The sequence below is a fragment of the Pseudomonas sp. B20 genome, from assembly GCF_020515755.1.
GTDB lineage: Bacteria > Pseudomonadota > Gammaproteobacteria > Pseudomonadales > Pseudomonadaceae > Aquipseudomonas > Aquipseudomonas syringae.
Map to the genome: position 1 here is coordinate 133,508 of NZ_JAHPJG010000001.1, position 14,418 is coordinate 147,925.

General features: G+C 59.5%; 11 protein-coding genes. 6 read left to right on the forward strand and 5 right to left on the reverse strand.

Annotated elements, in window-relative coordinates:
- Positions 1 to 3: 3 nt before the first annotated feature.
- Positions 4 to 204: a hypothetical protein gene (locus LIX91_RS00580; protein WP_103696080.1), complete on the forward strand. Its 201-nt coding sequence runs from the start codon at positions 4 to 6 to the stop codon at positions 202 to 204.
- A gap of 222 nt (positions 205 to 426) precedes the next feature.
- On the opposite strand, the gene LIX91_RS00585 is transcribed toward LIX91_RS00580, so the two are convergent.
- Both LIX91_RS00585 and LIX91_RS00590 read right to left on the reverse strand, forming a co-directional pair.
- Positions 427 to 1,899, reverse strand: coding sequence for an inorganic phosphate transporter (locus LIX91_RS00585; RefSeq protein WP_100072472.1), 1,473 nt, complete (start codon positions 1,897 to 1,899; stop codon positions 427 to 429).
- 203 nt (positions 1,900 to 2,102) lie between these two features.
- Positions 2,103 to 2,300, reverse strand: coding sequence for a hypothetical protein (locus tag LIX91_RS00590; RefSeq protein WP_002554967.1), 198 nt, complete (start codon positions 2,298 to 2,300; stop codon positions 2,103 to 2,105).
- An 858-nt stretch (positions 2,301 to 3,158) separates the two neighbouring features.
- Here LIX91_RS00590 and pcaR point away from each other — a divergent pair.
- From pcaR to LIX91_RS00615, 5 genes are all read left to right on the forward strand, one after another.
- Positions 3,159 to 4,001 carry a pca regulon transcriptional regulator PcaR gene (gene pcaR / locus LIX91_RS00595; RefSeq protein ID WP_003363842.1) on the forward strand — a complete coding sequence of 281 codons (843 nt, stop codon included), beginning with the start codon at positions 3,159 to 3,161 and terminating at the stop codon, positions 3,999 to 4,001.
- A 156-nt stretch (positions 4,002 to 4,157) separates the two neighbouring features.
- Positions 4,158 to 5,015 carry a CoA transferase subunit A gene (locus LIX91_RS00600; protein ID WP_003395944.1) on the forward strand — a complete coding sequence of 286 codons (858 nt, stop codon included), beginning with the start codon at positions 4,158 to 4,160 and terminating at the stop codon, positions 5,013 to 5,015.
- A complete protein-coding gene (locus tag LIX91_RS00605) occupies positions 5,012 to 5,794 on the forward strand; it encodes a CoA-transferase subunit beta (protein WP_174518690.1) in 783 nt (260 codons plus the stop codon). The genes LIX91_RS00600 and LIX91_RS00605 overlap by 4 nt, the downstream gene beginning before the upstream one ends.
- The gene (gene pcaF / locus LIX91_RS00610; RefSeq protein ID WP_173929316.1) at positions 5,791 to 6,993 is read left to right on the forward strand and encodes a 3-oxoadipyl-CoA thiolase; all 1,203 of its coding nucleotides are present in this window, start codon (positions 5,791 to 5,793) and stop codon (positions 6,991 to 6,993) included. The genes LIX91_RS00605 and pcaF overlap by 4 nt, the downstream gene beginning before the upstream one ends.
- A 211-nt stretch (positions 6,994 to 7,204) precedes the next feature.
- Positions 7,205 to 8,506: an MFS family transporter gene (locus LIX91_RS00615; RefSeq protein WP_003413237.1), complete on the forward strand. Its 1,302-nt coding sequence runs from the start codon at positions 7,205 to 7,207 to the stop codon at positions 8,504 to 8,506.
- A 66-nt stretch (positions 8,507 to 8,572) separates the two neighbouring features.
- On the opposite strand, the gene LIX91_RS00620 is transcribed toward LIX91_RS00615, so the two are convergent.
- The 3 genes from LIX91_RS00620 to LIX91_RS00630 are packed head-to-tail and all read right to left on the reverse strand — an operon-like array spanning position 8,573 to position 14,328.
- Entirely contained in the window at positions 8,573 to 10,033 is a 1,461-nt protein-coding gene (locus LIX91_RS00620; RefSeq protein ID WP_003431378.1) for an AdeC/AdeK/OprM family multidrug efflux complex outer membrane factor, read from the reverse strand.
- Entirely contained in the window at positions 10,030 to 13,164 is a 3,135-nt protein-coding gene (locus LIX91_RS00625; protein ID WP_003418653.1) for an efflux RND transporter permease subunit, read from the reverse strand. The genes LIX91_RS00620 and LIX91_RS00625 overlap by 4 nt, the downstream gene beginning before the upstream one ends.
- A gap of 3 nt (positions 13,165 to 13,167) precedes the next feature.
- Positions 13,168 to 14,328, reverse strand: a complete 1,161-nt coding sequence (locus LIX91_RS00630; RefSeq protein ID WP_003413226.1) for an efflux RND transporter periplasmic adaptor subunit — start codon at positions 14,326 to 14,328, stop codon at positions 13,168 to 13,170.
- Positions 14,329 to 14,418 lie beyond the last annotated feature (90 nt).

A 14,418-nucleotide genomic window follows, 5' to 3' on the forward strand; every position in this document is an offset into this window, starting at 1 on the left:
CCAATGACCGATCCTCTCGACAAAGCCACTTCCACCGCTCCGGCAACGCTTGGCGAAGGCTGCCTGAGTCGCTATGACCCTGCTGAACTGACTGCGGAAAACGGCACTGATTTCGACGGTGCCGCAGCGCTGTGGCGCGAGCTGCAGCAAGCGCAATCGCCTGTTGAAGGGCTTGAGGAGGAGGGCGCGCAGGGGGATAAGTGAGTCAAACCCTTGAGCGGTGCAAGGCATGCACCGCCCGAAGGGTTTTAGGCTCTGTACGAAAAGTGGCTGCGCTCGGTGATGCTTCGTTAAAAACAGGCTCGGAATGCGAGTCCAATCGGAATGCTCATTTACAACACGTAGAGTCGAACGCGACCCCGGCCGTTCCTCGCCTGTTTTTGCCTCGCCTGACCTTCGCTCGCCGACTTTTCGCACAGGCCTAGATCAGGCCAGGGCCTTGGAAGCCAGCCAGAACAACGCTGCGGACAAGGCGACCGTTGCCGGTAGGGTCAGCACCCAGGCCAGCAGGATGGTGCGCACGGTTCCGCCTTGCAGGCCGCTCTTGTTGGCGACCATGGTGCCAGCTACACCCGATGACAGAATGTGCGTGGTGGACACAGGAAGACTGAACACGTTGGCCAGACCGATCGCGCAAGCGGTGGTGATCTGCGCCGACATGCCTTGTGCGTAGGTCATGCCCTGCTTGCCGATCTTCTCGCCAATTGTCAGTACCACACGTTTCCAGCCGACCATGGTGCCGATACCCAACGCCAGTGCGACCGCCAGAATCACCCAGAACGGTGCGTACTCGGTGGTGGTGGTCAGGTCCTTGCGAAGTTTCTCCAGGTCGGATTTTTCACGCGCTGACAGGTCTGGAAGTTTGCCGACCTTGCGGGCGGTATCGTCCAGGCACAACAGGTAGCGACGAACTTCGATGCGGCTTTCAGGGGCCAGCGCATGGTAATCGGACACGCCCTTCAGGCGGTCGAGCAGCGCGTCGATGGTAGGTTCGGTCTGCTTCGGATTACAGGCGGAACTGGATGGCAGGTCGCCTTTTTCAGCTTTACCCATGGCCAGATATTCGCCAAGCGTGCTGCTGTTGCGCTGATAGAACTGGTTCAGGTGCTGGGTCGCGTCGCGGGTGCGTTCGATCTGGTAGGTCGTGCTGGTGAGGTCAAGCACGAACTGGCTGGGCACGATACCGATCAGCACCAGCATGATCAGGCCAATACCTTTCTGGCCGTCATTCGAACCGTGTACGAAGCTGACCGCCATGGCGGAAATGACCAGCACCAGACGGTTCCAGAACGGCGGGTGCTTCTTGTCATCCAGTTTGCGGCGCTGGTCAGGGGTCTTGTGCATCTTCGACAGCGGGCGCCACCATTTCAACGCAACCAGTACCAGACCCGCAACGATAAAGCCGGCCAGCGGCGAGAACACCAGCGAAGCGCCGATATCGATCGCTTTCTGCCAATTCACGCCATCGGCCAGCGGGATATCGTTGAGCAGCGCATTGGCCAGACCCACACCGAGTATCGAGCCGATCAGCGTGTGCGAACTGGAGGCCGGAATGCCGAAGTACCAGGTACCGAGGTTCCAGGTAATCGCCGCCGCCAGCAGCGAAAACACCATGGCTAGGCCATGTCCGGTGTTGACGTTGATGAGCAGTTCGACCGGCAGTAGATGGACGATGGCATAGGCAACGCCCACGCCGCCCAGCAACACGCCGAGAAAGTTGAATACACCGGAAAAAAACACGGCCAGGTGAGGCGGCATCGCTTTGGTGTAAATGACTGTCGCCACCGCGTTGGCGGTGTCATGAAAGCCGTTGATGAACTCGAAGGTGAGGACGAAAGCCAGGGCGAGCAACAGGCTCACAAGCACCCAGGCATCAAGCCCGCTGAATAAATCGATCATGTAGGTTTTCTGACCGGGTCTGAAGGGGGCGCGATTATGACAGAAAAAATACCGAACGACTTGTCGTCACCACGCGGTGTCGCCTCAAACCAAAAAAAAGACGCATGAGCGCCGCCCCGTTGAATGTTCAATGAGGCAGTAAGGCGTGTAATTCCGGGGGCTGGAAGTCAGAGTGTCGGGCAGGGATCGGCAGACCCGTGCTGTCATGGCTCTTCTTTCAGGCCTTCTTCCATTTTTTGCAGTTCTTGCTTGAACGCCTGGTCCAGCAGGCTGGCTCTTTTGCGCCAAGGCTTGCGTTCCGGTTCCGGTTGCGCGGCGTAGGTGGTGATTTCACCGCCGTAGACATCCTTGTAGCGTTGTTCCTGGCGCTCAAGTTCCGCGCGCAGTTCATCTTTAGTCACTTTAATACCTGATCGAGTCGAATGGGCTCTGGCGATGACGCAGAACATCGCAAGTATGTTCACTCCAGTCTGGCCGTATACCAAATACAGTCAGCGTCCTGTTCGGGCAATTGCGCGAAAGGGTTACTGGACATACCTGTTGTTGTCTGCGGCTACGTGCACCAGAGAAAAACACCTGTCGTAGCGACACACGTTTGATTTCAAGCACAGGGCTTGTGCTGGCAGGCTTGCTGATGGTCTCGCGGCGATACTGCACCGTGACAGCGCGCCGACAGGGCAGTCGATGCGAAAATCGGGTGAGTGGATCAATCGTTGCGAGGGTATTGCCAACCAACTGACGGATACTATCTCCAAGAACTTCTGCTACGTCAACAACAGAGGTTGAATGAGTTCACATGTCTGGTTTTTTTGTACGATTGTTCCGAAGTTTCAGTGAGCCGTTTATATGACATAAGTTTTATAAAACAGTTTTCACTTTCGACGACAAAATGTTGGCGAAGAAATTCCACGCTTTTTATATGCAGGATGTGTGGAGTTGCGCGGCAGGCACCGATCGCGAACGGGATGAGGAGGAGGGTGTCGCGAGCATCGGGCACGAGGGATGCGCCTGAGTAATGAAAACGGCCTTGCTTGGTGAGCAAGGCCGCTGCCTTGGACTTCTCAGTGGGTACCTGACCAGTATTTCCAAGAAGTCACTTCGTGGCAGAGGTAAAGGTATAAGTATATTTACATGGGGTCAATTGCGATTATCGGCCACCTGTTCGATAATCGCACAGACGGGGAAGGGCTTCGCTCCCCTGAAAAGAGCTGAAACCTACGGTTTACAGGGCCTGAAAGGCAGTTACATAAGGTGTGTCAATGAACGACGAACTGCGTAAATCTTTTGCCTCATTGGCACCGCCCATCGTGGCGTCGCCCGCAAAGCGCATTCAGGCGCTGACCGGTGACCCGGATTTCATGACCTCGCTGGCGCGTGGGCTGGCGGTGATTCATGCCTTTCAGGAGCGCAAGCGGCACCTGACCATTGCGCAGATCAGCCATCGCACGGAGATCCCTCGCGCGGCAGTGCGTCGTTGCCTGCACACCCTGATCAAGCTTGGTTATGCGACCACTGATGGCCGGACCTACTCGTTACTGCCCAAAGTGTTGACTCTGGGTCACGCCTATTTGTCATCGACGCCACTGGCAACGTCGTCGCAGCCTTATCTGGACCGTATGAGTGATCAACTGCACGAGGCGTGCAACATGGCCACGCTGGAAGGCGATGACATTCTGTATATAGCGCGCTCTGCGACCACGCAGCGGCTCATCTCGGTCGACCTTTCCGTGGGCGGTCGTCTTCCCGCGTACTGCACGTCCATGGGCCGCATTCTGCTGGCCGCACTGGATGACGTGTCGCTGCATGAATACCTTGACCATGTCGATCTGCAGCCCAAGACCAGCCGCACCATTCGCACGCCGGAAGCCTTGCTCGAATGTCTGCAACTGGTTCGGCAACAGGGCTGGTGCATTGTCGATCAGGAACTGGAGCAGGGGCTGCGTTCGATTGCCGTACCGGTCTATGATGCGTCGGGCCAGGTGCTGGCTGCGCTGAATGTCAGTACCAGTGCCGGGCGTGTCGCACGCAGCGAGCTGGAACAGCGCTTTCTGCCGATCATGCTCGATGCCAGTCGCGACCTGAGTACGCAGCTGTTTACCTGACGTGGCCGTGTTTTCCCCGGATTGAATTCGTTCGATTACCGAACGTTTAGTCGATTATCGGATTGTTTGCCTTCTTGCTCAGGCATAACCTCATTTTCATTCCGGCGCAGGTCTTCGCGCTGATCATTGAACGTGATGTTGGGTTCGGAGCACCTCATGGCAGACATTCTTTCTCTACGCGATGCGGTGAAGCAACTGGTCAACGATGGCGACACCGTTGCGCTGGAAGGCTTCACGCATCTGATCCCCACGGCCGCTGGCCATGAAATCATCCGTCAGGGTAAAAAAGACCTGACCCTGGTGCGCATGACGCCCGATCTGATCTACGACCAGTTGATCGGTGCCGGCTGTGCGAAGCGGCTGATTTTCTCGTGGGGCGGCAACCCTGGCGTTGGCTCCTTGCACCGTTTGCGCGACGCCGTTGAAAAGCAGTGGCCGCGCGCGATGGAAATTGAAGAGCACAGCCATGCCGACCTCGCCAACGCTTATGTAGCGGGCGCGTCCGGTCTGCCGTTCGCCGTGCTGCGCGCTTACGCCGGGTCCGACCTGCCCAAGGTCAACCCGCTGATCAAGACGGTCACCTGCCCGTTCACCGGCGAAGTGTTGGCAGCGGTGCCTTCGGTACGTCCCGACGTAACCGTGATTCATGCGCAGAAAGCCGACCGCAAGGGCAACGTGCTGTTGTGGGGCATTCTCGGTGCGCAGAAAGAAGCCGCACTGGCTGCGAAGCGTTGCATTGTGACGGTGGAAGAAATCGTCGATGACCTCAAGGCGCCGATGAACTCCTGCGTGTTGCCGACCTGGGCGCTGAGCGCGGTGTGCCTGGTGCCAGGCGGTGCGCACCCGTCTTATGCGCATGGCTACTACGAGCGTGACAACCCCTTCTATCAGGCCTGGGACCCGATCGCCCGAGACCGGGAGACCTTTACGGCGTGGATCGATGAATACATCCACGGCACCGCAGACTTCAGTGAATTCCAGAGCAAGCTGGCTCGCGCGTCGGAGGCCAAATAATGACTTACTCCACCAGTGAAATGATGACCGTTGCCGCAGCCCGTCGCTTGCGTAATGGTTCTGTGTGCTTCGTCGGCATCGGCCTGCCTTCGAAGGCAGCGAATCTGGCACGTCTTACCTCTGCGCCTGACGTGGTACTGATCTACGAGTCCGGCCCGATTGGTGCCAAGCCCACGGTGTTGCCGTTGTCTATCGGTGATGGCGAGTTGGCTGAAACCGCCGACACAGTGGTATCCACCAGCGAAATCTTCCGCTACTGGCTGCAGGGCGGTCGCGTCGATGTCGGCTTTCTCGGCGCGGCGCAGGTCGACCGTTTCGGCAACATCAACACCACCGTGGTCGGCGATTACCACCATCCAAAAGTGCGTCTGCCGGGTGCAGGTGGTGCGCCGGAGATCGCCGGTTCGGCCAAATCAGTGCTGATCATCCTCAAGCAGTCGGCGCGTTCGTTCGTCGACAAGCTGGACTTCATCACCTCGGTCGGCCATGGCGAAGGCGGCGACTCGCGCAAACGCCTGGGCCTGCCAGGTGCCGGTCCGGTGGGCATCATCACCGACCTGTGCATCATGGAGCCGGAAGCCGGCACCCACGAGTTTGTCGTCACCACGTTGCACCCTGGCGTGACCCGCGAGCAGGTCGTTGCCGCAACCGGCTGGGAGATCCGCTTTGCCGACACGGTGGCGGTTTCCGAAGAGCCTACCGACGTCGAGCTGACGGCGCTGCGTGATCTGGAAGCACGAACTGCCGCGGCTCATGGTCAGGTTGCAGGAGAAGCGTGATGCGTGAAGTATTTATTTGCGATGCGATTCGTACGCCCATCGGTCGCTTTGGTGGCGGGTTGTCTTCGGTGCGAGCAGACGACCTGGCGGCGGTGCCGATCAAGGCGCTGATGGAGCGCAATCCGTCGGTCAACTGGGAAGAGATCGACGAAGTGTTCTTTGGCTGTGCCAATCAGGCCGGTGAGGACAACCGCAACGTTGCGCGCATGGCCGCACTGTTGGCCGGGCTGCCGGAAAGTGTACCGGGCGTCACCCTCAATCGTTTGTGTGCGTCCGGGATGGACGCCATCGGCACCGCTTTCCGGGCCATCGCGTCAGGTGAAATCGAGCTGGCCATCGCCGGAGGCGTCGAGTCGATGTCCCGCGCCCCCTTTGTGATGGGCAAGGCCGATGCCGCGTTTTCGCGCAACATGAAGCTGGAAGACACCACCATCGGCTGGCGCTTTATCAATCCGGCGATGAAAGCGCAGTACGGCGTGGACTCAATGCCCGAGACGGGCGACAACGTGGCAACCGACTTCAGGATTTCTCGAGCCGATCAGGACGCTTTCGCCCTGCGCAGCCAGCAACGCACTGCCGTTGCCCAGGCTGCGGGCTTTTTCGAGGAAGAGATCGTGCCGGTGCGGGTCGCGCACAAAAAGGGCGAGACCCTTGTCGACAAGGATGAGCATCCGCGTGGCGATACCAGTCTGGAAACCCTGAGCAAACTCAAGCCGGTCAATGGCCCGGACCGTACGGTGACTGCCGGTAATGCGTCCGGAGTCAACGACGGCGCTGCTGCACTGATTCTGGCGTCGGCCGAAGCGGTCAAAAAGCATGGCCTGACGCCCCGCGCCCGCGTGCTCGGGATGGCCAGCGCCGCGGTTGCACCTCGGGTGATGGGCATTGGCCCGGTGCCAGCGGTGCGTAAACTGGTCGAGCGGCTGGGCCTGGCGGTGACCGATTTCGATGTCATCGAGCTCAATGAAGCGTTTGCCAGCCAGGGGCTTGCGGTGCTGCGCGAGCTGGGTCTGGCGGACGATGCGCCGCAGGTCAATCCCAACGGCGGGGCGATTGCCCTAGGCCATCCGCTGGGCATGAGCGGCGCGCGGCTGGTGCTGACGGCGCTGCATCATCTGGAGAAAACCGGCGGGCGCAGAGGTCTGGCAACCATGTGCGTTGGCGTCGGGCAGGGGCTTGCGCTGGCCATCGAGCGGTAAGCCCTCCCGCTTCAACCTGTTGTCCAGCAACCCGGATCGTTTGTCTGCCTCCACGAAAAGGCGGGCCGATGATCCGGGTTGTTGTTCGTCTGGGCACTGAATGTTCAACCCTGCCGATTTTCCTGGTGGCTGAATTGCTCAGACTGATTGTGCTCGATTAAAGACGGTGTTACAGATTGTTTCTTATGGACAGTTCTGCTTGGGGAAAATAATGACTACAACATCAAAAGCACCGCATTACACCGGCGAGGAGCGAAGCAAAAGAATTTTCGCGATTGTCGGTGCTTCATCCGGCAACCTGGTCGAATGGTTCGACTTTTATATCTACGCCTTCTGCGCGATTTATTTCGCACCGGCTTTCTTCCCTTCCGATGATCCGACCGTTCAGTTGCTCAACACCGCAGGTGTGTTTGCCGCTGGCTTTCTGATGCGTCCGATTGGCGGATGGCTGTTTGGTCGTGTCGCAGACAAACATGGCCGCAAGAACTCCATGCTGATTTCGGTCACCATGATGTGTGCCGGATCATTGATCATTGCCTGTCTGCCGACCTATGCATCGATTGGCGCCTGGGCGCCGGCCTTGCTGCTGATGGCGCGCCTGCTGCAAGGCCTGTCGGTGGGTGGCGAGTACGGCACCACGGCCACTTACATGAGTGAAGTGGCGCTGCGTGGCCAGCGTGGCTTTTATGCTTCGTTTCAGTACGTGACTCTGATCGGCGGGCAACTGCTGGCGGTGTTGACCGTGGTCATCCTCCAGCAATTCCTGACCACCGAAGAGTTGCGTGACTACGGCTGGCGCATCCCCTTCGTGATCGGTGCTGCCGCTGCGGTCATTGCCTTGCTGCTGCGTCGCACCCTCAATGAAACCACCACGGCCGAAAGCCGGCAGGACAAGGACGCGGGCAGTATCGCGGCACTGTTCAAGCATCATGCGGCTGCCTTTATCACGGTGCTGGGTTATACCGCCGGTGGCTCGCTGATTTTCTACACCTTCACGACCTACATGCAGAAATACCTGGTCAACACCGGGGGCATGGAAGCCAAGACCGCCAGCTACATCATGACCGGCGCGCTGTTTCTATACATGTGCATGCAGCCGTTCTTCGGCATGCTTGCGGACCGCATCGGCCGTCGCAATTCGATGCTCCTGTTCGGCGCGCTGGGTACGCTGTTTACAGTGCCGATCCTGATGACGCTCAAGACCACCACCAACCCGTTCATTGCCTTTGTGCTGATTACCCTGGCGCTGGCGATCGTCAGCTTCTACACCTCGATCAGCGGGCTGGTCAAAGCCGAGATGTTTCCGCCTCAGGTTCGTGCGCTGGGCGTGGGGCTGGCGTACGCGGTGGCCAACGCGATGTTCGGCGGCTCGGCTGAGTGGGTTGCGCTGAAACTCAAGAGTGCCGGGATGGAGAACAGCTTTTACTGGTACGTGACGGCCATGATGGCGGTGGCGTTCCTGTTCAGTCTGCGCTTGCCCAAAGAGCCCAAGTACCTGCATCAGGATCATTGATCGCAGGTATGTTTCGGCCACAAAAAAACCACCTGATCAGGTGGTTTTTTTGTGTGCCGCTGTCAATCAGAACAGCTGAACCGAAGGCTTCTCCTTGGAGATGGTTTCGGTCTGTCCGGTTCTTTCATACCAGCCGCCGCCGAGGGCCTTGTACAGGTTGACCTCGCTGGTCAGCTGCGACAGGCGATCGGTGATCAGTGTTTGTTGCGCACTGAACAGCGAGCGCTGGGCGTCGAGGAAGGTCAGGTTGCTGTCGATGCCGATCCGGTAGCGACGCTCGGCCAGACGGTAGTAATCCTGGTTGGCCGCGACGAAGTCACGTTGCGCCTGGAGCTGCTCGTCATAGGTCTTGCGTGAAGCCAGGCCGTCGGACACTTCCTGGAAGGCGGTCTGAATCGCCTTCTCGTAGTTGGCAACGCTGATTTCCTTCTGGATTTTCGAGTAGTCCAGGCTGGCGCGCAGGTTACCGGCGTTGAAGATCGGAATGTTGATGCTTGGCTGGAACAGCCAGGCGCCCGATCCGCCCTTGAACAGGCCGGACAGCTCGCTGCTGCTGGTCCCGGCACTGGCCGTCAGGCTGATGCTCGGGAAGAACGCTGCACGTGCCGCGCCGATGTTGGCGTTGGCCGCCTTCAGCGAGTGCTCGGCTTCCAGTATGTCCGGACGACGCTGCAGCAGGTCGGACGGCAGGCCTGCCGGCATTTCGGTCAGCATGTCGGAATCGAGCAAATGGCTGGCCGGAAGGTTGTCAGGCAGGCTGGTGCCGAGCAGCAGCACCAGGCTGTTCTGATCCTGGGCAACCAGGCGCTGGTACTGGGCCAGTTTGGCGCGCGCGCTTTCAACGGCGGTGCGTGACTGGCTCAGGTCCAGTGCCGAAGACACGCCGACTTCGCTGGCGCGCGAGGTCAGACGGAAGCTTTCTTCGTAGGTCTTCAGGGTGTCCTGCGTCAGCTTGAGCAGTTCCTTGTCGGCCTGCCAGGTCATGTAGGCATTGGCGACGCTGGCCACCAGACTGATCTGGGTGCTGCGACGCGCTTCCTCGCTGGCGAAGTAGGTCTCCAGCGCCTGCTCGCTGAGGCTGCGGACCCGGCCGAAGAGGTCCAGCTCGTACGAGCTGACACCCAGAGAGGCCGAGTAGCTGCTGGTGATGCCTGATTGACCGGTTTGCGACTGATCGGCTGGCACGCGCTGACGTGTACCGCTGCCGGTGGCCGAAACAGCAGGGAACAGGTCCGAGCGCTGGATACGGTACTGGGCGCGGTAGGCGTCGATGTTCAGCGCCGCAACCCGCAGGTCACGGTTGTTGAGCAGTGCAGTCTGAATCAGCTGTTGCAGCGCCGGGTCATTGAAGAAATGCCGCCAGCCTTGTTCCGCGGCGGCCATTTTGGCGCCTTCGACCGGCGAGTACGCCGGCCCTTGCGGGTATTGTGCCGCGACCGGTGCTTCCGGCTGCTTGTAATCGGGGATCAAAGAGCAGCCGCCGAGAATGAACGCGGTAACTGCAAGTGAGATCAATGACTTGCTCATTGGCCAGCCTCATCGTGTGAAATATGTTTCTGCTTGCTCTTGAAGAGCCCTGAAACCGTTACGAAGAACAGGGGCACCCAGAAGATCGCCAGAATAACTGCGGTGATCATACCGCCAATTACGCCAGTACCGATCGAATGCTGACTGCCCGAACCTGCGCCCGAGGAAATCGCCAGCGGCACGACGCCGAGAATGAAGGCCATGGAGGTCATGATGATCGGGCGCAGACGCATGCGGCAGGCCTCGATCGCCGCGTCCACCAGGCTCTTGCCCTGTTCGTGAAGCTCTTTGGCGAACTCGACGATCAGAATGGCGTTTTTCGCCGCCAGACCCACCGTCACCAGCAACCCGACCTGGAAGAACACGTCGTTGGACAGACCGCGCAGGCTGGTTGCCATCAGTGCACCGATAACCCCCAGTGGCACCACGAGGATGACCGCGATCGGAATCGACCAGCTTTCATACAGCGCCGCCAGACAGAGGAACACGACCAGCAACGACAGGGCATACAGGGCAGGGGCCTGCGAACCGGACAGACGTTCCTCGTAGGACAGACCGGTCCACGAGATGCCGATGCCCTGCGGCAGCTTCTTGGCCAGCGCCTCGACTTCGTTCATCGCGTCGCCGCTGCTGTAACCAGGGGCTGGCGTACCGAGCACTTCCTCTGCCGCCACGCCGTTGTAGCGTGACAGTTTCGGCGAGCCGTAGGACCATTTGCCGCTGGCGAAGGCCGAGAACGGCACCATCTCACCCGCGCTGTTGCGCACGTACCATTTCTTCAGGTCTTCAGGCGTCATACGCGCACCTGCATCGCCCTGGATGTACACCTTCTTCACACGGCCACGGTCGATGAAGTCGTTGACGTAGCTGCCACCCAACGCGATGGACAGGGTATTGTTGATGTCGGACAGGGTGATACCCAATGCGCTGGCGCGCTCGTCGTCGATGATCAACTGGTATTGCGGTTCGTCGTTCAGACCGTTCGGACGCACGCCCGCCAGAATCTTGCTCTGTGCAGCCATGCCGAGGAACTGGTTACGCGCCTGCATCAGTTTCTCGTGACCGACGCCGCCTTGGTCTTGCAGGTAAACGTCGAAGCCGGTGGCGTTACCCAGCTCCAATACCGATGGCGGCACGATGGCAAACACCATCGCGTCGCGCAGGCTGAAGAAATAGCCCTGAGCCCGCTTGGCCAGTTCGAAAACGCTGTTGTCGGAATCACGTTCTTCCCACGGCTTGAGCATCACGAACGCAATCGCCGAGCTCTGACCGCGGCCCGCGAAGTTGAAGCCGTTTACCGAGAACACCGACTTCACCGCGCCGCTTTCCTTGGTCAGCAGGTACTCGCGCATCTGATCGATGACTTCCTGCGTACGCTCGGTCGAGGAGCCGGCCGGTGTCTGGATCTGGGCGAAGATAACGCCCTGGTCTTCTTCGGGCAGGAACGCAGCCGGAATACGCATGAACATGAACACCATGCCCGCGCAGATCAGTATGTAACCCAGGTACGCAGGCCACTTGTGCTTGAGCATGTTGCCGACGCCGCGCTCGTAACTCAGAACGCTGCGGTCGAAGGTGCGGTTGAACCAGCCGAAGAAACCACGTTTCGGTTGCCCGTGCTTCTCGTGATCGATGGGCTTGAGCATGGTGGCGCACAGCGCCGGGGTGAAGATCAGCGCAACCACGACCGACAGGGCCATGGCCGAGACGATGGTGATCGAGAACTGCTTGTAGATCACCCCGGTGGAGCCGCCGAAGAACGCCATCGGCAACAGAACCGCCGACAGCACCAAGGCAATACCGACCAGCGCGCCCTGAATTTGTGTCATGGATTTGATCGTGGCGTCGCGTGGGGAGAGTTTTTCCTCCTCCATGACCCGCTCGACGTTTTCCACCACCACAATCGCATCGTCCACCAGCAAGCCGATGGCCAGCACCATACCGAACATGGTCAGGGTGTTGATGGTGAAGCCGAAGGCCGCGAGGATGCCGAACGTACCCAGCAAGACCACCGGAACCGTCATCGTGGTGATGATGGTTGCGCGGAAGTTCTGCAGGAACAGGTACATCACCAGGAACACCAGCACGATCGCTTCGATCAGGGTGTGCACCACGCCGTTGATCGATTCGCTGACCACCGGTGTGGTGTCATACGGGTACACGACTTTCATGCCCGGCGGGAAGAACGGCTCCAGCGACGACACGGTCGCGCGGATGGCCTTGGCGGTGTCCAGTGCGTTGGCGCCGGTGGCGAGCTTGATCGCCAGACCGGAAGCCGGTTTGCCGTCGAACTGCGAATCGGTGCTGTAGTTCTCTGCGCCCAGGCCGACCGTGGCGACGTCTTTCAGGCGAACCTGCGAGCCGTCAGTGTTGACCTTGAGGAAGATGTTGCCGAACTGCTCGGCGGTCTGCAGGCGGGTCTTGCCGATGATCGTGGCGTTCAACTGCTGGCCGCTGATCGATGGCAGGCCGCCCAACTGGCCGGACGACACCTGAACGTTCTGCGCGGTGATCGCGTCTTTCACGTCCACTGGCGTCAGCTGGAAGTTGTTCAGCTTGGCCGGGTCCAGCCAGATACGCATGGCGTACTGCGAACCGAACACCTGGAAGTCACCCACACCGGAGGTCCGCGAGATCGGGTCCTGCATGTTCGACACAATGTAGTTGGCCAGGTCTTCCTTACCCATGCTGCCGTCTTCCGACACCAGGCCGATCACCATCAGGAAGTTCTTCACTGCCTTGGTGACGCGGATACCCTGTTGCTGCACTTCCTGCGGCAGCAGCGGGGTCGCGAGGTTGAGCTTGTTCTGCACCTGGACCTGCGCCGTATCCGGGTTGGTGCCCTGATTGAAGGTCGCCGTGATGGTCATGCTGCCGTCGGAGTTACTTTCCGAGCTGACATAACGCAGGTTGTCGATACCGTTGAGCTGTTGCTCGATCACCTGAACCACGGTGTCCTGGACCGTCTGGGCAGACGCGCCCGGATAGGTAACCTGGATACCGATGGCGGGCGGTGCGATGCTCGGGTACTGGTTGATCGGCAGGCTGGAAATCGACAGCGCACCGACCAGCATGATCACGAGGGCAATAACCCAGGCAAAAATGGGTCGATCAATAAAGAATTTCGACATGGGTTACTCCCCTTTGCTGCCTGCGGCTTTATCAGTGGCCGGGGCAGGTGCCGGGTTTGCTCCTTTGACGTTGGTCGCTTCGGCGACTTTCACTTCGGCGCCTGGTTTGACGTACTGCAAGCCTTCGGTGATGACACGATCACCTTCTTTCAGGCCGTCTTCGATCAGCCAGTCGCTGCCCACGGTGCGATTGGCCACCAGCGTACGCATTTCAACCTTGTTGTCCTGATTGACGACCATGGCGGTCGGCGTGCCTTTCAGGTCGCGCGTCACGCCTTGCTGCGGCGCCAGAATGGCTTTTGAATTGACGCCAGCCTGCAACTGCGCATGAACGAACATGCCCGGCAGCAGACGGTGTTCAGGGTTCGGGAACACGGCACGCAGGGTCACGGAGCCGGTGGTCTGGTCAACCGACACTTCGGCGAATTCCAGTTTGCCTTCCTGGCCATAGACGCTGTTGTCTTCCAGGGTCAGCTTGACCTTGGCCGCGTTGTCGCCGGCTTTCTGCAGCTTGCCGCTGTCCAGGTCGCTGCGCAGTTTGAGCATGTCGGCAGAGGACTGCACCACGTCGACATAGATCGGATCGAGTTGCTGGATGGTCGCCATGGCGTCGGTCTGCGCGCTGCTCACCAGTGCGCCTTCAGTCACCGCAGAGCGACCGATACGACCGGAAATGGGCGCCAGCACCTTGGTGTAGCGCAGGTTGATCTGGGCGGTCTGCAGGGTTGCCTGAGCTTCCTGGGTCGATGCCAGCGCCGTGTCGTACTCCTGGCGGCTCACCGCCTGCTCGCTGACCAGCTGCTTGTAGCGATCGGACATCGACTTGGCGGATTGCAGGGTGGCCTTGGCGCTGTTGGCGTTGGCTTCATAGACAGCCGGGTCGATCTGGTAGAGCTGCTGACCGGCTTTGACGTCGCCACCTTCGGTGAACAGACGCTTGAGAATGATGCCGTTGACCTGAGGACGAACCTCGGCGACGCGGAAGGCGGTGGTCCGGCCCGGCAGCTCGGTGGTCAGGGTATAGGGCTGTGCTTTGATGGTAACGACGCCTACCTGAGGGGTTTGCGCAGGCGGGGCGGCCTGTTCCTTCTTGCTACAGCCACTGAGCAGGGTTGCCAGGGCGACGGCAGTGACCAGAACGGTAACAGCTGGCTTGAATTGCATGAAGATCCTCGGGGCAGGAGCCTGTTATCTCAACAGTACGTTGAAGTGTAAAAAAATATTTCGGCTAGATAAGTAGCATGCTAAGGAATA

Coding starts and splice junctions, on each gene's coding strand:
- LIX91_RS00630 (WP_003413226.1), bottom strand. CDS start 14,328: ATGCAATTCAAGCCAGCTGTTACCGTTCTGGTCACTGCCGTCGCCCTG.
- LIX91_RS00625 (WP_003418653.1), bottom strand. CDS start 13,164: ATGTCGAAATTCTTTATTGATCGACCCATTTTTGCCTGGGTTATTGCC.
- LIX91_RS00580 (WP_103696080.1), top strand. CDS start 4: ATGACCGATCCTCTCGACAAAGCCACTTCCACCGCTCCGGCAACGCTT.
- LIX91_RS00615 (WP_003413237.1), top strand. CDS start 7,205: ATGACTACAACATCAAAAGCACCGCATTACACCGGCGAGGAGCGAAGC.
- pcaR (WP_003363842.1), top strand. CDS start 3,159: ATGAACGACGAACTGCGTAAATCTTTTGCCTCATTGGCACCGCCCATC.
- LIX91_RS00620 (WP_003431378.1), bottom strand. CDS start 10,033: ATGAGCAAGTCATTGATCTCACTTGCAGTTACCGCGTTCATTCTCGGC.
- LIX91_RS00600 (WP_003395944.1), top strand. CDS start 4,158: ATGGCAGACATTCTTTCTCTACGCGATGCGGTGAAGCAACTGGTCAAC.
- LIX91_RS00585 (WP_100072472.1), bottom strand. CDS start 1,899: ATGATCGATTTATTCAGCGGGCTTGATGCCTGGGTGCTTGTGAGCCTG.